Genomic DNA, 18,924 nt, shown 5'->3' on the forward strand with positions numbered 1-18,924 from the left:
ATGGCGCACGCACTCGGCAGCGAGATTGTCGTCGGGGTGATCGGCGCGGGCACGATGGGTGCCGGCATCGCGCAGGTGGCCGCCGCCAATGGGCACCGCGTCGTGCTCGCCGATGCGTCGGCGGCGGCGGTCGCCAAGGCCAAGGACGGGCATGCGAAGGCGATGGCGCGCGACCTTGAGAAGGGCAAGCGCACGCAGGCCGACGCGGATGCCGTGCTCGCGCGCATCCAGTACCTGCACGGTGTCGGCGCCACGGAGCTCGCGGCCTTCGCGCCCTGCGGTCTGGTCATCGAAGCGATCGTCGAGGACCTCGGCATCAAGCAGGCGCTCTTCCGCGCGCTCGAAGCGGTGGTTGCGCGCGAGGCGGTACTGGCGTCGAACACGTCGAGCCTGAGCATCGCGGCGATTGCCGGTGGCTGCCAGCACGGCGAGCGCGTGGTGGGCATCCACTTCTTCAATCCGGCGCCGGTGATGGCGCTGGTGGAAGTGATCCCGGCGCTGGCGACGGACCGCGCGGTGCTGGAGGCGAGCCGCGCGCTGGTGGAGCGCTGGGGCAAGCGTCCGGTGGTGGCGTCCGACACGCCGGGCTTCATCGTGAATCGGATCGCGCGCCCGTTCTATGGGGAGTCGCTTCGGGTGCTCGAGGAAGGGATTGCCGACGTCGCGACGATCGACTGGGCCATGCGCACGCTCGGCGGATTCAAGATGGGACCCTTCGAGCTGATGGACCTGATCGGCAACGACGTCAACTACGCGGTGACGCGCAGCGTGTTCGAGGCGATGTACTACGATCCGCGCTATCGGCCGTCGCTGACGCAGCGCCGCTTGGTCGAAAGCGGCTGGCTGGGGCGCAAGGCGAAGCGCGGCTACTACGACTACCGCGACGGCATCGCCGCACCGACGCCGACCGAGGACGAAGTGCTCGGCCGCACGATTCGCGACCGCGTCGTCGCCATGCTCATCAACGAGGCGGTGGATGCGGTGCAGCTCCGCGTGGCCTCGCCGGAGGACATCGAGCTCGCGATGACCAAGGGCGTGAACTATCCCCGCGGGTTGCTCAGCTGGGGTGACGCCCTGGGTCCGGCCGCGGTGCTCGCCACGCTCGAGTCGCTGCAGCAGGAGTACGGCGAGGACCGCTACCGGCCGAGTCCGTTGCTGCGTCGGGTCGCCAAGGGCGGCGGGAAGCTGCTGCCGTGAGCGCGCAGGATGTGATCGCGCGGATGTTCGCGCAGGATGCCTTCTCGCAGTGGCTCGGCATCCAGGTGCTGGAGGCCCGCGAGGGCTACTGCCGCCTGCAGATGACGGTGCGCGAGGAGATGACGAACGGATTCGGCACGGCGCACGGCGGCATCGTGTTCTCGTTCGCCGATACCGCGCTGGCCTTCTGCACCAACGCGAGCGGCGAGATCAGCGTCGCGCTCGACTGTACGATCAGCTACCCGGCCGCCGTGAAGCCCGGCGACGTGCTCACCGCGGTGGGCGAACAGGAGACGACGTCGCGCAAGGTGGGATTCGCGCGCGTCACCGTGACCAACCAGGACGACGTGACCGTGGGGCATTTCCGCGGCACCGTGTACCGCACCCAGAAGCCCCATCGATGATCGACGCGTTCCTCGTAGACGGCATCCGTACGCCGATCGGCAACCTCGGCGGCGCACTCAGCGCCATTCGCCCCGATGACTTGGGCGCCCACGCGATCCGCGAGCTGCTCAAGCGGCATCCGGCGCTGGATCCGGCGCGCATCGCCGATGTGATCCTCGGCTGCGCGAACCAGGCGGGCGAGGACAACCGCAACGTGGCGCGCATGGCGCTGCTGCTGGCCGGCGTGCCGCAGACGGTGCCGGGTGAGACGGTGAATCGCCTCTGCGCGTCCGGCTTGAGCGCCGTGGCGAACGCCGCGCGCGCCGTGAAGGCGGGGGAGGGCGATCTGTACGTGGCCGGCGGGGTGGAGTCGATGACGCGCGCGCCCTACGTGCTGAGCAAGAGCGCCCAGCCGTTCGGCCGTGACATGCAGCTCTTCGATACGGCGCTGGGCTGGCGCTTCGTGAACCCGCTGATGAAGCAGGCGCACGGCACGGACTCGATGGGCGAGACGGCGGAGAACGTGGCGGCGCGGTACCACGTGAGCCGCGAGGACCAGGATGCCTTCGCGCTGCGCTCGCAGCAGAAGGCGCTGGCGGCACGCAACGACGGACGGCTGGCCGAGGAGATCGTGCCGGTGCTGATCCCGCAGAAGAAGGGCGATCCGCTGCCGGTGCAGCACGACGAGTTCATTCGGCCGGACACGACGCTGGAGAAGCTCGCGAAGCTCAAGCCGGCCTTCCGCCACGACGGGCAGGGAAGCGTCACGGCGGGCAACAGCTCGGGGCTGAACGACGGCGCCGCGGCGCTGTTGATCGCGAGCGACGCCGCGCTCCAGCGCGAGAAGCTCAGCCCGCTGGCCCGCGTGGTCGCCAGCGCCGCGGCCGGCGTGGAGCCGCGCATCATGGGCATGGGCCCCGTGCCGGCGACGCGACTCGTGCTCGAGCGCGCGGGGCTGACGCTCGACCAGATGGACGTCATCGAGATCAACGAGGCGTTCGCAGCGCAGGGGTTGGCGTGCCTGCGCGAGCTCGGTGTGGCGGATGACGACGCGCGCGTGAATCCCAACGGCGGCGCGATCGCGCTCGGGCACCCGCTCGGCATGAGTGGCGCGCGCCTGGCATTGACCGCAGCGCGCGAGCTCAAGCGGCGGAAGGGACGCTATGCCTTGGCGACGATGTGCATCGGCGTCGGCCAGGGCTACGCGGTGATCCTCGAGCGCGCGTAAGGGATCGCCGCCGTGAGCATCTACGCCTTCGACGGTTTCATTCCGGTGGTGCATGAGAGCGCCTTCGTGCATCCCAAGGCGTCGGTCACGGGCAACGTGATCATCGGCAAGGACGTGTACATCGGCCCGGGCGCGGCGATCCGCGGTGACTGGGGCGGCATCGTGATCGAAGACGGCTGCAACGTGCAGGAGAACTGCACGGTGCACATGTTCCCCGGCGTGACGGTGGTGCTGGAAGCCGGCGCGCACATCGGGCACGGGGCGGTGGTGCACGGGGCGCGCATCGGCGCGAACGCCCTGATCGGCATGAACGCCGTGATCATGGACAACGCGACGGTCGGCACGGGAAGCATCGTGGGGGCGCTGTGCTTCGTGCCGACCGAGATGCAGATCCCGCCGCGCAGCGTGGTGGTGGGGAATCCGGCGAAGATCGTGAAGGAGGTCAGCGACGACATGCTCGCGTGGAAGGGCGAGGGCACGGCGCTGTACCAGCAGCTCCCCGCGCAGATGCGCGCGAGCTGGCGGGAAGTCGAGCCGCTGCGCGAGGTCCCGCAGGACCGGCCCGCGCAGTCGAACGCACTCAAGACCTGGAAGCAGACCAAGGAATCGCGATGAAGCTCAAGAATTACGCGCTCGGCCAGTGGGTCGAGGGGACGGGCAAGTCCACCACGCTGTTCAATGCCGTCACCGGCGAGCCGGTGGCCGAGGCCTCCAGCGGTGGATTGGACTTCAAGGCGATGGCGGAGTACGGGCGGCGCGTCGGCGGGCCCAAGCTCCGCGCGATGACCTTCCATCAGCGGGCGGCGATGCTGAAGGCGGTCGCCAAGTACCTGACGGAGCGCAAGGACGCGTTCTATGCGGTCAGCGCATACACGGGTGCGACGAAGATCGATAGTTGGATCGACATCGACGGCGGCTTCGGCACGTTCTTCGCGTATGCGAGCCGCGGGCGCCGCGAGTTCCCGAACGAGACCTTCCATGTGGAGGGTCCGACGGAGCCGCTGTCGAAGGGCGGCACCTTCATCGGGCGCCACATCTGCGTGCCGCTCGAGGGCGTGGCGGTGCACATCAATGCGTTCAACTTCCCCGTGTGGGGGATGATGGAGAAGTTGGCGCCGACGCTGTTGGCCGGCGTGCCGGCGATCGTGAAGCCGGCGACGGCGACGAGCTATCTCACCGAAGCCGTGTTCAAGGAGATGATCGCGTCGGGCATCCTGCCCGAGGGCGCCGTGCAGCTCATCTGCGGCAGCGCCGGCGACTTGCTCGACCACGTGACGGAGCAGGACGCCGTGGCGTTCACGGGCTCCGCGGCGACGGGGCGCATGCTGAAGGAGAGCAAGGCGATCGTCGAGCACGCGGTACGCTTCAACATGGAAGCGGACTCGCTGAACTGCGCGATCCTCGCGCCGGACGCGGCGCCGGGTACGGAGGAGTTCGACCTCTTCATCAAGGAAGTGGTGAAGGAGATGACGGTGAAGGCCGGGCAGAAGTGCACGGCCGTGCGCCGCACCATCGTGCCCGCCGGCATGGAAGAGGACGTGATCAAGGCGATCCGCGCGCGGCTGGAGAAGACCACGGTCGGCGATCCGTCCGTCGAAGGCGTGCGCATGGGGCCGTTGGCCAGCAAGGCGCAGGTGCGCGACGTCGGGCTCGCCGCCGAGCGCATCCGCACGGCGGCGGAGCGCGTGGTGGGTGGCGGGGATTTCGCGGTGGTCGGTGCGGATCGGGAGAAGGGCGCCTTCTACCAGCCGGAACTGATGTACTGCGCGGATCCGTTCGCGAAGACCGAGCCGCACGACGTCGAGGCCTTCGGCCCCGTGAACACCGTGATGCCGTACCAGACGCTCGACGAGGCGATCGAGCTGGCGCGTCGCGGACGCGGTTCGCTCTGCGGCTCGCTGGTGACGGCCGATCCGGCGACGGCGCAGAAGGTCGTGCTCGGCGTCGCGCCGTACCATGGTCGCCTCCTCGTGCTCGACCGCTCGAGCGCGAAGGAGAGCACCGGGCATGGCTCGCCGCTGCCGAATCTCGTGCACGGCGGACCGGGCCGCGCCGGGGGTGGCGAGGAGATGGGGGGCGCGCGCGGCGTGCTGCATTACATGCAACGCACGGCGGTGCAGGGGTCCCCGAGTGTCCTCACGGCCATCACCCGCGAGTGGACGAAGGGCGCGACCGAGACGACGGACGCGGTGCATCCGTTCCGGAAGACCTTCGACGAACTCCACATCGGCGATACGCTGGTCACCGGCACGCGCACGATCACGCTGGATGACATCGTGAAGTTCGCCGAGCTCTCGGGCGACAAGTTCTATGCGCACATGAACGACGAGGAGGCGCGGTCGAACGGCATATTCGAGGGCCGTGTCGCGCACGGGTATTTCATTGTGTCGGCGGCGGCGGGATTGTTCGTCGAGCCCTCGCTCGGACCGGTGCTGGCGAACTACGGACTCGAGAACCTGCGCTTCACGAAGCCGGTGTACCCAGGCGACACGATCCAGGTGCGGCTGACCGTGAAGCAGAAGACGGCGAAGGACACGCCGGAGGGTGGCATCCCGCAGGGCGTCGTCGAGTGGGATGTCGAAGTGACAAACCAATCAGGCGAAGCGGTCGCGTTGTACAGCATCCTCACCCTCGTGCGGCGCGCGGCATAGATCCGACTTGTGCCGATAACTGACGGGGTGCCCTGCGGCACCCCGTTTTGCGTTCCGTATAGAACTGGACCGTGTCAAGGTATTTGACATTGCGAATCAGTGTTTCCCTGACAATCGTTGCGTGACTTGGCGTCCCCGCGCCATCCCCCCTGTACGAGACCGGTGGCGTGACCCGAATACTTCGCTCGATCGCAATTCGGTTTCCATTGCTGCTTGCCGCGATCGTCATGGCGGTGGCGGTGGTGACGGGGCGACTCGCGAACCGCGAGATCGGCGAGGTGCTCGTGAGCGCGGCCCGCGCGGACCTTGAACACGGCGCGACACAGCTCGCGCAGCTGCTGGGCAACGGCATCCCGGCGGCGCGGCGCACGCTCACGGAGGCGGCGCGCGGCCCGCAGCTGCGGCGTGCGCTCGGTCCGCGAAGCTCGGAGGCGGAGGCGGCGGCGCTGCTCGAGGCCTATGCGTCGGCACCGGAGACGGGCACGCGTGCCGCCGCGAGACTCCTCACGCCTGACGGCGATGTGCGCGCCTCGTGGACGCGCGTCGCCGGTGCGACGTCGATGGGGTGGACCATCGGTGGCCTACGTGAAGGCACGTTGCCACGCGATTCGGCGACGATCGGGCCCGTGGTCGCCATTCGCGACACGACGCCGGGCTTCGTGGCCGTGGCGCCGGTGGTCAGCGAGGACGGGGCCCTGCTCGGATGGCTCGAGGAGGTTCATGTGGCGCGCGGGACGGGCGCCGCGGAGATCCGCGCGCTGATCGGCATCGAACGCCTCTTGCTGGGCTCGACCGAGTGGACGGTCTGGAGCGACTTCGATCGCATCGTGCCAGGTCCGGAGTTCACCGCTGCGCCGGATTCGGTGCAGCGCGTCGCGTCGCCGGGTGGCGTGACCGCGCTGGGCCTCGGGCGGGCGGTCCCCGGCACGCCGTGGCTGGTGTGGGTCGAGCGGCCCGAGGCCGATATCATGGCGCCCATCCGGTCGTTCCTCGATCGCATGTGGCTGGCGACGCTCGTGATAGCGGGTGTCGGCGCGGCGTTGGCGTGGTTACTGGCGCGCTACCTCGCCGCGCGCATCCGCGTGGTCGCGGTGGAACTCGATCGCACGTTGGCCGCTCACGGCGCGCCGCCCGCCGCCGAGCCGGGGCTCGCCGCGGCAGACCCGGCCGACGAACTGCGACAGCTGGAAGAGTCGTACGCGGCGTTGGAAGAACGCCTGGAGCAACGGCGTCGGCTCGACGAGCAGGTGCTGCAAGCGCAGAAGCTCGAGGCCGTCGGGCGCTTGGCCGGTGGCATCGCCCATGACTTCAACAATCTGCTGACGGTGATGGCCTCGTATGCCGGCATGGCCCGCGAGGGCCTCGCCCCCGATTCGCCCGAGGCGCATGATCTTGACGAAGTGCTGAAGGCGATCGATCGGGCGACGGCGCTCACGCGGCAGCTGCTGACCTTCAGCCGGCAGCGACTCAGCGACGTGCAGCCGCTGGACCTGAACGGCGTGGTGCGCAACACGGACTCGATGCTCGCCCGCCTCATTCCCAGCAACGTCGAACGGCGCATCGAGCTCGCCACGGACCTCCCGCCGATCGAGGCGGACGCCACGCAGATGGAGCAGGTCTTGGTGAATCTCGTCGTCAACGCGGTCGACGCGATGCCCGACGGAGGGCGACTCACGATCCGCACGAGCCGGTCGCGCCTGTCGGGGCTTCATGGGGCGGATTCCACGGCGCCGGCAGAGGACTGCGTATGCCTCGAGGTCAGCGATACCGGCGTCGGCATGGACGCGGCGACCCTGGCGCGCGTCTTCGATCCCTTCTTCACGACCAAGCCGCTGGGCAAGGGCACCGGGCTGGGGCTGGCGACGGTGCACGGCATCGCACAGGCGGCAGGGGGGCGCATCGTGCCGCAGTCCGAGCCCGGGAAGGGCACCGCGATGCGCGTGTACTTCCCGCTGGTGCGGCCCGCGCAGGAGGCTGAACCTGACTCGGCGAATCCCGGTTCTTCGTCGCGCGCCTTGGCGATCACCGGCGAGGCGTTGGTGCCAGGCCTCGTCATGCTCGCGGAGGACGATCCCTCGACGCGCATGGTGATGAAGCGCATCCTCGAGGCCGGGGGGCATCGGGTCCACGCGCACGAGACCGCCGACGCCGCCCTCGCGTGGCTGGAGACCTGCCCCGCCGGGTCGTTCCCGATCGCGGTCATCTCCGATGTGATGATGCCCGGCATGAACGGCATCGCGTTCGCGGCCGTGCTGCGGGAACGATTCCCGCACCTGCCGGTGATCCTCGTGAGCGGATACGCCGACGTTCGGGACCGGATCCCCGCGGACCTCGCCAGCCGCCCCGTGATCCTCGAGAAGCCGTTCACGGCTTCGGCGTTGCACGCGGCGCTTCGGCGCGCCGTGCGCCACGCGCGGTCAAGCCGTCAGGCGTAGCCCCACCCAGGTGCCGGCCGCGGCAACGCTCGCCGTGAGGACGACGCCCCACGCGAGGTCCACCGGCACCACGCCGGAGGGGAATCCCTTGAGCAACGCCAGCGACGTCAGGTCGAACGCGGCGTAGGCCGCGAGGCCGAAGACCCCGCCGAGGGCGGCGGCGCGCAGCACGCTCTGCTTCTCGATGCCCGGCAGCACGCAGAGCACGACAATCGCCGCGACGTAGATCAGATAGAAGGCGATAGCCGCGCCCCACTTGGTCTGCTCCGCGAGCAGATGGCCCATCTGGCGCTGGTAGAAGCCTTTCGCGACGAAGCCAAGCCACGCGATGTCGAGGGCGAAGAACGTCGCGGTGCAGGCGGCGTATAGCTTCAGGTAGAAGGCCATGGGGCGCGGCTCCGTCGGGTCAGCGGACGGTGATGCGGATCGGCGCGCTCACGAGCTCGCGCGAGATCACCTTGTGCTCGTGGTCGCCGAGCACGGCGCGGAGCGTGTAGGTACCGGGGGCCAGCGTGAGCGTGGTCTCGATGGCGCCGGTGCCGAAGTGGCGATGCAGCGAGTCGGCCGGGATGAGTGTGCCCGGCGCGCCGGCATCGGTGTTGATCAGGATGTGGAAGTGCCCGGTACGCGGAAAGTTCACGCTGGCCGGTGCGACGCCCCAGTTCTTCAGGCCGAACACGACGGTGAAGGTGCGCGGGACGGTCGCGCCGTCGCGGGGCTCGCGGATGGAGATCTCCGGGGCGGGCGTCTGGGCGGGCGTCGCCTGCGCGCGGAGGGTGGGCGCGGCGGAGACCACGGCGAGCAGGGCGGCGGCGAGGAAGCGGATCGGCATCGGGCGGGCGAGTGAGGGACGAACGGGCGGATACCGGTGAGACCGGCACAGGGAAGTAAACCCCTGGCACCCCGTACAAGTTCGCTCCGTCGCGGCTTGCGGCACAGAGGTTCGTGGCGCATCGTCATGCAACCTTCATCGCTTGGAGTCCTCCTTGATTCGCCGGCTGGCTGTCCTCTCCTCGTTGGCCCTCGCTGCGATGGCCTTCGCCCTGCCACCGGCCGACCGGGCTGACGAAGGCGCCGTCCGTCGAGCGTCCCACACGATTACCATCACGCTCAAGTGCGAGACGCGCGACGGATTCGCCTCGCCCGACACGTTGCGCATCAAGCAAGGCGATACGGTCTACATCGAGCTCTCGCCGGACTCCGACGTCAGCAACTTCGTCGTGACGCCGAAGCCGCGGATAGGGATTCTTCCCGGCGCGTGGCCGTACCGTACGCGGCAGCTGACTGGCGGCCCCGGCAATCGCGCCGCCGCAGCGGACATGAAGCCGAACGCGGAAGGCCACTATCGCTATAACGCGCAGGGCGCATGCCCGGGCGGGCCGCCCGCGAAGTTTGACCCCGACATCATCGTCGAGCTCTAGCCCGTCGTGACGGCGTCCGGCGCCCCCGTCCCGGATCGCATCGGCCCGTACCGCATCCTCGATGTGCTCGGCGAGGGCGGTATGGGCGTGGTGTACGAGGCGGATGAGACGGGCCCGGTCCGCCGCCGTGTCGCGCTGAAGGTCATCCGCAGCGGCTTCGCCACGCGGGAGGTCATCGCCCGCTTCGACGCCGAGCGCCAGGCGATGGCCCTCATGGACCACGCCGGCATCGCCAAGGTGCTCGCCGCCGGCGCGACCGAGAACGGCCTGCCCTACGTCGTGATGGAGCTCGTGCGCGGGATGCCGCTCACGACCTACTGCGATTCGCACCGCCTGACGATCGCGCAGCGCGTGGATCTGTTCATCCAGGTGTGCCACGCCGTGCAGCACGCACACCAGAAGGGCGTGATCCATCGTGACCTGAAGCCGAGCAACATCCTGGTGGTGGAGGAGGACGGCGAGCCGCGGCCGAAGATCATCGACTTCGGCATCGCCAAGGCGGTGGGCGGGCGACTCACCGAGAACACGCTGATCACGCACGTGGGCGTCGCGCTGGGCACGGCGGCGTACATGAGTCCGGAGCAGGCGGACGGCAGTGCGCTCGACGTGGATACCCGCGCCGACATCTACTCGCTCGGCGTCATCCTCTACGAGTTGCTGTGCGGCAAGCTGCCGATGGATCCCGAGCAGATGGGGTATCACGTCTTCCTCGCCGGGCTGGCGTCGCGGGAATGGCTGGTGCCGCTGCCCAGCGTACGCTTCGCGGGACTGGAGTACGAGAAGACCACGGTGGCCCACCTGCGGCGCACGGACCCTGAGCGGCTGCAGCGGGATCTCGCGGGCGACTTCGATTGGATCGTCCTGCACGCGTTGGAGCCGGATCGCGCCCGGCGCTATCCGACGGCGAACGCCCTCGTGCTGGACCTGCAGAGGTCCCGCATGGACGAACCCATCGCGGCGCGTCCGCCGAGCGCGGCGTATCGCGTCGGGAAGTTCGTGCGACGGCACCGGGCAGGCGTTGCGGCGGCGAGCTTGGCGCTCTCGGCACTCTTCGTGAGTACGGTGCTGGCGACGGTGGGGTTGGTGCGTGCCCGACGCGCCGAGGAGCGGGCGCGCATCGAGGCCATGGCGGCGCAGTCCGTGACGGATTTCGTCGTGGGACTGTTCGGCGTGTTCGATCCCGAGCAGTTCAGTGCGCCGGTGCCCGCCGGCGACATCACCGCCCGCGAGCTCCTCGCGCGCGGTGCCGAGCGTGCGCGCGTCGAACTCGCGGAGCAGCCCGAAGAGCGCGGTCGCATCCTGCATACCATCGGCCGGGCGTACCTGTCGCTCGGGCTTTTCCCGGATGCCCTCGAGCAGCTCAAGGACGCCGCGCGCGCGCGCGAGGCGGCGCTGGCCCCCGACGCCGACGAGCGCTTCGACACCTACTACGCGCTCGGGCAAGTTTTTCGGACCATGGGCGAGTGGGCGATGGCCGACTCGATGTTCCGGCTCGTGCTGACCGCACGCCAGCAGCGGTACGGCATGGGTAGCGACGAGACGTCGGTAGTCATTGGTGCGATGGGGCTGTTGCGCTGGCGGATGGGCGAGTACGCGGCGGCGGAATCGCTGTTCTCGGAAGCCGTCCGCCTCCACGACGCGTCGCAGCAGCGGGACGACCTCCGGCTCGCCCGGGATCTCTCGGGTCTCGGCATCGCGTATTGGAGCCAAGGGCGGTTCGCCGAGGCGGAACCGAACATGCGCCGGGCACTTGCCCTGCGCGAGGCCGCACTCGGGCCGTACCACCCCCATCTCGCGAGTGCGAACAACAATCTCGGGGCCATCTATTACTCGCTCGCGCGCTACGACGACGCGCTGCGCCACTACGAGCGGACGCGGGAGATCTACGAGCGCACACTGGATCCCGACCATCCGAACATGGCGTCGTTGCTGAACAACATCGGCGAGACGCAGTGGAAGCTCGGGCGCCTCGCCGAGGCGGAGAGCCTCCTGCGGCGGTCGCTCACGATCAAGGAGACGCGTCTGACCGCCACCGATGCGTCGCTCGCGGTGACGCTCCACGCGCTGGGCGGCGTGATGCGCGATCGTGGGGATACCCGCAGCGCCGAGTCGTACTGGCGGCGCGCGCTGGACATCCGGGCGGCGAAGCTGCAGCCGGGCGACCGGAATCTCGTCGAGACCGCGAGGGCGCTGGCGGACCTGCTGCGCAGCACCGGGCGGGGCGCCGAGGCTGCGAGCATCGCCCGTCGGTATCTCGAGGGCTGAATCCCGGGGCGGTCCTGGCCCGTAGGTGCCCTGCACCTACGACGCGCCCTTCCACCCGTACCGCCGATGCAAGCGACCCCCTCCGCGCAGCCCGCGCCCGCCCCTGCAGCAAGCGCCCCGCAGACCACCGCGCCGCAGAGTCCGGTGCTGCCCGGCGGTCCCTACACGGCACGCGAGATGTACGAAGCCGCCTCCACGCAGCGGCGCCTCATCCGCGACCAGCTGGCCAACGCCGAGGGCGAGCGCGAGGAAGTGGCGCGGCAGCTGCGCCAGCCGGGTGTCGAGGGCGTGGACAAGGAGGGGCTTGAGCAGCATCTGCGCGCGCTCGACATCCGCGTGCTTGACCTGCGCCAGCAATTGGCCGATGCGCAGTTGCGCGAGTCCCAAGCGGCGGCGGTGCCCGGGAGTACCACGCCGTCACCGGAGGAGAGCAGCGCCGATCGCTTCGAGGTCGTCATGACGGTGGGCGTGCTCCTGACACTCGCGATGGGATTCCCGCTGGTGATTGCCTACGCGCGGCGTCTCTGGAAGAAGGCGGCGGTGACGGTCTCGATGACCCCGGAGCTTGACCGCCGCCTCGATTCGATCGATCGCGCGATCGAGACCACGGCCCTGGAAGTCGAGCGCATCGGCGAAGGCCAGCGCTTCGTGACCCAGCTGCTGGCGAATCGCGCGATGCAGGATGCCGCGCAAGCGCTCCCGCCCAGCGCGGATTCGCGACCGACGACGTAAGCGTTCGGGTGGGCCCCTGCGTAGGTTGCGGGATGCCCACTGCGAACATGTTTGCCTACCCGCGACAGGACGCCGTCGCCGGATTCGTCGTATTCCTCGTCGCGCTCCCGCTGTGCCTGGGCATCGCCATCGCATCGGGAGCACCGCCCGTCTCGGGGCTGGTGGCGGGCGCCGTCGGTGGACTGGTGGTGCCTTGGATCAGCCGATCCCCGCTGTCGGTGACGGGTCCGGCGGCCGGCCTGACGGCCATCGTGCTCGCCGAGACGCAGGCGCTTGGGTCGTTCGAGCTGTTCCTGACGGCGACGCTGGTCGCGGGCGTGCTGCAGGCCGGACTCGGCTTCCTGCGAAGCGGACGCTTCGCGGCTCTCGTCCCGTCGGCGGTCATCAAGGGCATGCTCGCCGCGATCGGCATCACCATCGTGTGGAAGCAGCTCCCCGTCGCGGTGGGCGCGGCAGGCCTCGCGGACCTCGCGACGTCGTTCAACGTAGGCGCCGCGCTGCTCACGCTGCTGTCGCTGGTGATTCTCTATGGTTGGCGGCATACGCCGCTCGCGAAGATCGCCGTGCTCTCCCCGGCGATGGTCGTCGTGCTGCTGACGAGCGTGCTGGCGGCGGTGTTCAGCGGCGTGTCGGGCCTCGCACTCGCGCCGGCGCAGTTCGTCGACGTCCCCATCGGCGGCGCCACGGCGCTGCTCGACGCCATGCCGCGCCCGGATTGGTCGGGCTTCGGCATCGCGGAGATGTGGGTCGCCGCGGTGACGGTCGCCGTGGTCGCGAGCATCGAGACGCTCCTTTCGTTGCAGGCCATCGACCGGTTGGACCCGCTGCGCCGCAGCAGCCCCCCGGACCGCGAGCTCATCGCGCAGGGCACGGCGAACGCCGTGTCCGGGTTCCTCGGCGGCCTGCCCGTGACGGCGGTCATCGTGCGCAGCGGGGCGAACCTCGCCGCCGGCGGGCGCGAGCGCATGTCGGCGCTGGTGCATGGCGTGTTGCTCGTGGTAGCCGTGGTCTATGCGGCGCCGTTGCTCACGAAGATTCCGCTCGCGGCCTTGGCGGCGGTGCTGATCCAGGTCGGGCTCAACCTCTGCAAGCCGGCCCTGTTCTCCACGCAGGTGAAGCTTGGCTGGACGCAGTTCGCCCCCTTTGCGCTGACGATCGCCGCGGTGCTCGCGCTGGACCTGCTCAAGGGCGTGATCGTCGGCATCATCGTCGGCATCGCGTTCGTGCTGTATCAGAACTCACGCGGGGCGATCGTCCAGGAACGCTCGCCGAGCGGCCAGCTCCTGCTGCGGTTCCGGCGCGACGGCACCTTTCTCTCGAAGCCGGCGATCGTCGAGATGCTCGAGGCGATCCCCGACGGCGAGCGCGTGCTGGTGGACGGCACCGGCGAGTACATCGACCATGACGTGAAGGAAGTGTTGGCGTCGTTCCTCGCGGACGCGCCACGGCGCAGCATCCTCGTCACGGTGACGGGCATCGATCTATCGATGGCCGCGCCGGGCGGCGGGCACTAGACTCTCTGTTTCGACCCTCAACCTCGACCGAGCATGCGAACGATCCTCCGCTTCCTCCGGGCCGCCGTGCTGATGCCGCTCGCGGGCGTCACGCTGGCCGCGCAATCTCCCGCGCCGTTAGTCGGCGTCCGCGTCGATGCCGACCGCAACAAGCTGCTGCTGGAGATCCCGCAGGCGCAGCTGAACAAGGACCTGCTGCACCAATCGGTGCTGGCGACCGGCGCGGGTGTGAACGCGCTGGGCCTGGATCGCGGACAGGTCGGCGGCGAGGTGGTGTTCCGCTTCGAGCGTCGTGGCCGCCGCGTCCTGATGGTCGCGGACAACTGGACCTCGCGCGCGCCGGCGGCCGACGCGGCGGGGCAGCGGGCCGCGGCTGAGGCGTTCCCGCGTGCGGTGCTCGCGTCGTTCCCCATCGAGAGCGAGGCCGACGGCCTCCTGACGGTGGATGCCACGGGATTCTTCCTCACCGACACCTATGGCGTGGGTGAGTCGCTGCGCCGCGCGCAGCAGGGCAGTGCGCGCGTGGACGCGGCGCGCAGCTGGTTCGAGTCCGATCGCACGAAGGCCTTCCCGCGCAACGTCGAAATCCACGCCGTGCTCACGTTCAGCGTGGACAATGCCGGACCGGCGCTGCGGCGGTGGGCGGCCGATCCCAGCGCACCGGTGTTCGAGATCCACCACTCGATCGTCGCGCTCCCGGAGGCGGATGGCTTCCGTCCGCGGCAGGCCGATCCACGCTCTGGGTACTTCGGCACGGGCTTCCTGGACTTCTCGCAGGGCTTGGACGGCACCTATCGCGCGGGCTTCATCAACCGCTGGCGGTTGATTCCCAAGGACCCCGCGGCGTACGCACGCGGCGTGCCGACGGAGCCGACGAATCCCATCATCTACTATCTCGATCCGGGCATCCCGGAGCCGTACAAGTCGGCGTTCCGCGAGGGCGGCAATTGGTGGAACACGGTGTTCGAGGCCGCGGGCTTCAAGAACGCGTTCCAGGTGCGCGACCTGCCGGCCGGCGCCGACCCGATGGACGCGCGCTACAACCTCATCTACTGGGTGCATCGCAACGGCCCCGGCCCGTCGGTGGGCCCGTCGTTCAGCGATCCGCGCACGGGCGAGATCGTGCGCACCGTGGTCCGCATGGATTCCTACCGCTCGCTGGTGGACTACAACATCTGGGCGGGCCTGGTTCCCGCGGCGGGTGCACGCGGACTGGGCGTGAGCGCTGAAGCCTTCGCAATGGCCCGCCGTCGGCAGCACACGGCGCATGAGATCGGCCACACCCTCGGGCTCTCGCACAACTTCATCGCCGCCTCGCAGGGCCGCTCGTCGGTGATGGACTATCCGTTCCCGCTGGTGAGCGTGGGCGCGAACAACACGATCGATCTCTCGCAGGCGTATGCGCCGATGGCGGGTGCGTGGGACTCGTTGGCGATCCGCTACGGCTACACCTGGTATCCGAACGCGCAGGCGGAGCGCGCCGGCCTCGACCGCATCACGCAGGAGATGCTCCGCCGCGACGTGCGCTTCATCGCCGACCAGCATGCCGGCGCCGACGGGTCGATCCCCAACGCCACGCGCTGGGTGGAAGGCGCCTCGATGACCGACGCCGTGAACCGCACGATGGCCGTGCGCCGCGTCGCGATGCAGGCCTTCGACGAGCGCGCCATCCAGCCGGGCGAGCCGATGTACCTGCTCTCGATGCGCTTCCTGCACGTGTATCTGCATCACCGCTATTCGCTGGAAGGGCTGATCAAGACGGTCGGCGGCATGGACTTCCGGTACGCGCTGCGCGGCGACGGCCAGGTGCCGACGACGGTGATCCCGGCGGCCGAACAGCGCGCGGCCTTGACGATGGTGCTTGACGCCGTGCAACCGGCGCAGCTCGAGGTGCCGGAGCGCGTCCTCGCGTTGATTCCGCCGGTCCCGCCGGGTGGCGACGCGACCTACGATTGGCTGCCGCGCGCCGGCTCGACGGTGGATCAGGTCGAACTCGGCGGCGGCCTCGCCACCGAGGTCATCGAAGGCCTCATGGACCGCGAGCGCATGAACCGCGTGGCGCTGTTCTTCGCGCGCGACCGTCAGCAGATGAACATCCACGAGCTGATGGAGACGATCCTCAACCGCAGCTGGTACGCGCCGGATGCGACGACGCCGAGCCAGCAGGCGCTACAGCGCGCGCTGCGTCGCGTGGTGCTGAACACGATGCTCGACCGCGCGGGTGATGCACGCGCCGACGCCGATGTGCGGCAGGTGGTGGCCTACCATCTGGACGCGCTGCGGCAGCGGTTGCAGGGGCAGTCGCCGACGCCGGCGATCGCCAACCAGGCGTTGCGCGAGGCGGCCCTGCGGGAGATCGCCGTGTTCTTCGACGGACGCGATGATCCGTCGAAGCGGACGCGGTACCCGGTGATCGCGCTCCCTTGGCCCTGAGTGTGCGCGGCGGACGCGCTTAGCGTCCGCTGCCCATCAGGAAGCGGCAGGCGGAATCGCCGCGGGCTTCGCAGCTCACCTCCTCGGCCCAACCCTTGGGGCCGAGGAGGGCCTGCGCGAGCCTGCCGAAGGTGCCGGCGTAGAAATCGCAGATGGGCTCGCTGGCATGCTGACCGGCGCAGAGCGGGCAGTTCTGCAGGGTGATCTCAGCCGGATCGCCCGGCGTGAGGTGCACGTTCGCGCTGCCGGCGAACGTCCACGTGTGCTTGCCGATGGCTGTGAGCAGGACGCGCAGGGCCATCCCGCTCGGCAGCAGCGGCAGCAGCCACTGCGCCGGCTTGGGGATGCGGTGCGCGAGCAGGTAGTCGCCGGTGCGGCGACCGGACTCCTGCATGACGCTGCGGGCGAACACGACGCCGTATGCGTCATGGACGGCGCGGACCAACGCGGTGGCCTTCGACTCCTCGACCATATCCTGCGGCAGGTGCTCGAGGTCGTGCGCGGTGCTTTGCCACAACAGCCGTGCCGTGGCATCCCGACCGAGCCGATCACTCAGCGCGTGCGCCGTCTGGATGAGGACGTTGGGGCCGATGCGGCCGCTCGTCACAGCGTCCGGCTGAACACCCGATCGGTGGTCCGGGGCGGCAGGTAGGCGTCGAAGGGCAAGCACAGGTTGCGCAGGAAGTAGCGACCGAGCTCGGTGACCGCGACGCGCTCGGATTGCACGGTGACGAGACCGTCGCGGGCGGTGGCCTCGAGCGCGTCGAGCGCCGGGGCGAGCGACTCCGGCACGCTCGCGCGCGGCAGCTCGAGGTTGCAGAGCAGCTGCTTGATGAGGCCGCCGCGAAGGCGATCGTCGTCCGTGAGCACGTGGCCGCGGACGAGGGGGAGCGCGCCGGCCTGCACGCGCTCGCGCCACTCGCCGAGCGTCGCGGCGTTCTGCGCGAAGACGCCGTTCACCTCGGAGATGGAACTCATGCCGATGCCGAGCAGGTGCGGGCCGGTCTCGGTGGTGTAGCCCATGAAGTTCCGGTGCAGGCGACCTTCGCGCTGGGCGACGGCGAGCGGATCGTCCTGGCGCGCGAAGTGATCGAAGCCGATCCACGCGTAGCCGGCATCGGTGAAACGGTCCACGATGTGGCGAAAGAGTTCGACGCGGTCGACGGTGCCCGGCAGCGCCTCGAGCGGGATCGCGCGCTGGTGGGCGCGCTGATTCGGCAAATGCGCGTAGCCGAACGACGCGATGCGGTCCGGATGGAGGGCGAGGACCTCGTCGATGGTCGCGTCGACGCTGGCGCGGGTCTGGTGCGGCAGCCCGTAGATGAGGTCGAGGTTGATCTGCGCGAAGCCGGCGCGGCGGGCCTGCTGCACGACGTCGCGGACCAGTGCGACGGGCTGGATGCGCCCGATCGCCCGCTGCACGTGATCGTCGAGGTCCTGCACGCCGAAGCTGACGCGCGAGAACCCGAGGCTGCGCAGGTGCTGCAACTGCCCATCCGTGACGACGCGCGGATCGCACTCGACCGAGAGCTCGGCGCCGGGCTCGAAGCGGAAGGCGTCGGTGAGCAGGCGGAGCGCGCGCTCGGTCTGCGCGCCCGTCAGCAGGTTTGGCGTGCCGCCGCCCCAGTGCATCTGGTGGACAGGTCGGCCCCACCCGAGTGCGTCCGTCAGCAGGGCGAGTTCATGCGCGACGTCGTCGAGGTAGGCGTCGACCTTGTCGCGCCGCTGCGTGGGGATGGCGTTGCAGCCGCAGTAGAGGCAGCGCGTGGCGCAGAAGGGGAAGTGCGCGTAAAGCGCAAAGGGATCCTGTGAGGGAACGGCCCGCAGGGCGTCCGTCCAGCGCTCGGCGGGAAAGTCGGACGACCACGACGGGACCGGCGGGTAACTGGTGTAGCGCGGGCCGGGCACGTCGTACTGATGGATGAGCGGTTCGGCGATCGTGACCATGGGGCTCGGCTGAGGTACTCCCGAACTTCGCCGGGCGCGCCGGGGGCTACAATGCGGAGAACCCCGCATGTGGCGTAGGGATTTTGCCGGGGGTCGGGCGCACACTTCCCTCCCGGTGCGTACTGGAGCGCCGCGGGTCCCGGCCCCCGCTTTCCGGCACTCGTGCCCACGCCGTCGATGTCCCGTCCCGTGTTGATCCTGTTCGCGCACCCCGCGTACGAGAAGTCGCGGGTGCATGTCGCGGTCGCGGCCGCCGTGCGTGACTTGCCGGGCGTGACGTTCCACGACCTCTATGAGGAGTACCCCGACCTCGATATCGACGTCCGGCGGGAGCAGGCGCTGCTCACCGCGCACGAAGTCGTGGTGTTCCAGCATCCCTTCTATTGGTATTCGGTCCCGCCGATCCTCAAGCAGTGGATGGACCTGGTGCTGGAGCACGGCTGGGCCTACGGTGCGTCGGGCCGCGCGCTCGAGGGCAAGACGTTGCAGGTGGCGATGACCGCGGGCGGGCGTGAGCAGGCGTATGGGCCCGAGGGATTCAACCGCTTCAGTTTTCGCGAGTTCCTCGTACCCGTCGAGGCGACGGCGCGGCTGTGCCGCATGCACTTTGCGGAACCCTGGGTGGTGCCGGGCACGCATGTCATGGATGCCGCCGGCATCGCGGCGGCGGCGGAGTCGTACGCGGCGTTGATCCGCCGGCTCGGGGAGGGCTAGGCG

At 69.6% G+C, this 18,924-nt stretch carries 16 protein-coding genes; 12 read left to right on the forward strand and 4 right to left on the reverse strand.

Going from position 1 to position 18,924, the window contains the following annotated elements; all coding sequences use genetic code 11:
- The 6 genes from Strain318_RS04170 (at position 1) to Strain318_RS04195 (ending at position 7,895) form a co-directional block, all read left to right on the forward strand.
- Positions 1-1,197, forward strand: a complete 1,197-nt coding sequence (locus Strain318_RS04170) for a 3-hydroxyacyl-CoA dehydrogenase NAD-binding domain-containing protein (protein ID WP_367887273.1) — start codon at positions 1-3, stop codon at positions 1,195-1,197.
- A complete protein-coding gene (locus Strain318_RS04175) occupies positions 1,194-1,601 on the forward strand; it encodes a PaaI family thioesterase (protein WP_367887274.1) in 408 nt (135 codons plus the stop codon). Before Strain318_RS04170 ends, Strain318_RS04175 begins: the two co-directional genes overlap by 4 nt.
- The gene (gene pcaF / locus Strain318_RS04180) at positions 1,598-2,809 is read left to right on the forward strand and encodes a 3-oxoadipyl-CoA thiolase (RefSeq protein WP_367887275.1); all 1,212 of its coding nucleotides are present in this window, start codon (positions 1,598-1,600) and stop codon (positions 2,807-2,809) included. Before Strain318_RS04175 ends, pcaF begins: the two co-directional genes overlap by 4 nt.
- Before the next feature lie 12 nt (positions 2,810-2,821).
- The gene (locus tag Strain318_RS04185) at positions 2,822-3,424 is read left to right on the forward strand and encodes an acyltransferase (RefSeq protein ID WP_367887276.1); all 603 of its coding nucleotides are present in this window, start codon (positions 2,822-2,824) and stop codon (positions 3,422-3,424) included.
- Positions 3,421-5,460, forward strand: a complete 2,040-nt coding sequence (gene paaZ, locus Strain318_RS04190; protein WP_367887277.1) for a phenylacetic acid degradation bifunctional protein PaaZ — start codon at positions 3,421-3,423, stop codon at positions 5,458-5,460. The genes Strain318_RS04185 and paaZ overlap by 4 nt, the downstream gene beginning before the upstream one ends.
- A gap of 167 nt (positions 5,461-5,627) precedes the next feature.
- The gene (locus tag Strain318_RS04195; RefSeq protein WP_367887278.1) at positions 5,628-7,895 is read left to right on the forward strand and encodes a hybrid sensor histidine kinase/response regulator; all 2,268 of its coding nucleotides are present in this window, start codon (positions 5,628-5,630) and stop codon (positions 7,893-7,895) included.
- Here the strand turns inward: Strain318_RS04195 and Strain318_RS04200 are convergent.
- Both Strain318_RS04200 and Strain318_RS04205 read right to left on the reverse strand, forming a co-directional pair.
- Positions 7,878-8,282: a DUF2177 family protein gene (locus Strain318_RS04200; protein WP_367887279.1), complete on the reverse strand. Its 405-nt coding sequence runs from the start codon at positions 8,280-8,282 to the stop codon at positions 7,878-7,880. The two genes, Strain318_RS04195 and Strain318_RS04200, sit on opposite strands and share 18 nt — an antisense overlap.
- Positions 8,283-8,301: 19 nt before the next feature.
- Complete coding sequence (locus Strain318_RS04205) at positions 8,302-8,727, reverse strand: DUF4399 domain-containing protein (protein WP_367887280.1); 426 nt, start codon at positions 8,725-8,727, stop codon at positions 8,302-8,304.
- Positions 8,728-8,881: 154 nt separating this feature from the next.
- Here Strain318_RS04205 and Strain318_RS04210 point away from each other — a divergent pair, with 154 nt between their 5' ends.
- The 5 genes from Strain318_RS04210 to Strain318_RS04230 all read left to right on the forward strand — a co-directional run bounded on the left by Strain318_RS04210 (position 8,882) and on the right by Strain318_RS04230 (position 16,260).
- Positions 8,882-9,316: a hypothetical protein gene (locus Strain318_RS04210; RefSeq protein WP_367887281.1), complete on the forward strand. Its 435-nt coding sequence runs from the start codon at positions 8,882-8,884 to the stop codon at positions 9,314-9,316.
- A gap of 6 nt (positions 9,317-9,322) precedes the next feature.
- Entirely contained in the window at positions 9,323-11,581 is a 2,259-nt protein-coding gene (locus tag Strain318_RS04215; protein ID WP_367887282.1) for a serine/threonine-protein kinase, read from the forward strand.
- Positions 11,582-11,647: 66 nt separating this feature from the next.
- Complete coding sequence (locus tag Strain318_RS04220) at positions 11,648-12,313, forward strand: hypothetical protein (protein WP_367887283.1); 666 nt, start codon at positions 11,648-11,650, stop codon at positions 12,311-12,313.
- A gap of 32 nt (positions 12,314-12,345) precedes the next feature.
- Positions 12,346-13,827, forward strand: coding sequence for a SulP family inorganic anion transporter (locus tag Strain318_RS04225; protein WP_367887284.1), 1,482 nt, complete (start codon positions 12,346-12,348; stop codon positions 13,825-13,827).
- A 33-nt stretch (positions 13,828-13,860) separates the two neighbouring features.
- Positions 13,861-16,260, forward strand: a complete 2,400-nt coding sequence (locus Strain318_RS04230; RefSeq protein WP_367887285.1) for a zinc-dependent metalloprotease — start codon at positions 13,861-13,863, stop codon at positions 16,258-16,260.
- 19 nt (positions 16,261-16,279) lie between these two features.
- Here Strain318_RS04230 and bchJ read toward each other — a convergent pair whose 3' ends face one another.
- Both bchJ and hemN read right to left on the reverse strand, forming a co-directional pair.
- A complete protein-coding gene (gene bchJ, locus Strain318_RS04235) occupies positions 16,280-16,867 on the reverse strand; it encodes a bacteriochlorophyll 4-vinyl reductase (protein ID WP_367887286.1) in 588 nt (195 codons plus the stop codon).
- Complete coding sequence (gene hemN / locus Strain318_RS04240) at positions 16,864-18,207, reverse strand: oxygen-independent coproporphyrinogen III oxidase (RefSeq protein WP_367887287.1); 1,344 nt, start codon at positions 18,205-18,207, stop codon at positions 16,864-16,866. Before hemN ends, bchJ begins: the two co-directional genes overlap by 4 nt.
- Before the next feature lie 177 nt (positions 18,208-18,384).
- On the opposite strand from hemN, the gene Strain318_RS04245 reads away from it, so the two are divergent.
- Positions 18,385-18,921, forward strand: coding sequence for an NAD(P)H-dependent oxidoreductase (locus Strain318_RS04245; protein ID WP_367887288.1), 537 nt, complete (start codon positions 18,385-18,387; stop codon positions 18,919-18,921).
- Positions 18,922-18,924 lie beyond the last annotated feature (3 nt).

The organism is Pseudogemmatithrix spongiicola (assembly GCF_030623445.1).
Classification (GTDB): Bacteria; Gemmatimonadota; Gemmatimonadetes; order Gemmatimonadales; family Gemmatimonadaceae; genus Pseudogemmatithrix; species Pseudogemmatithrix spongiicola.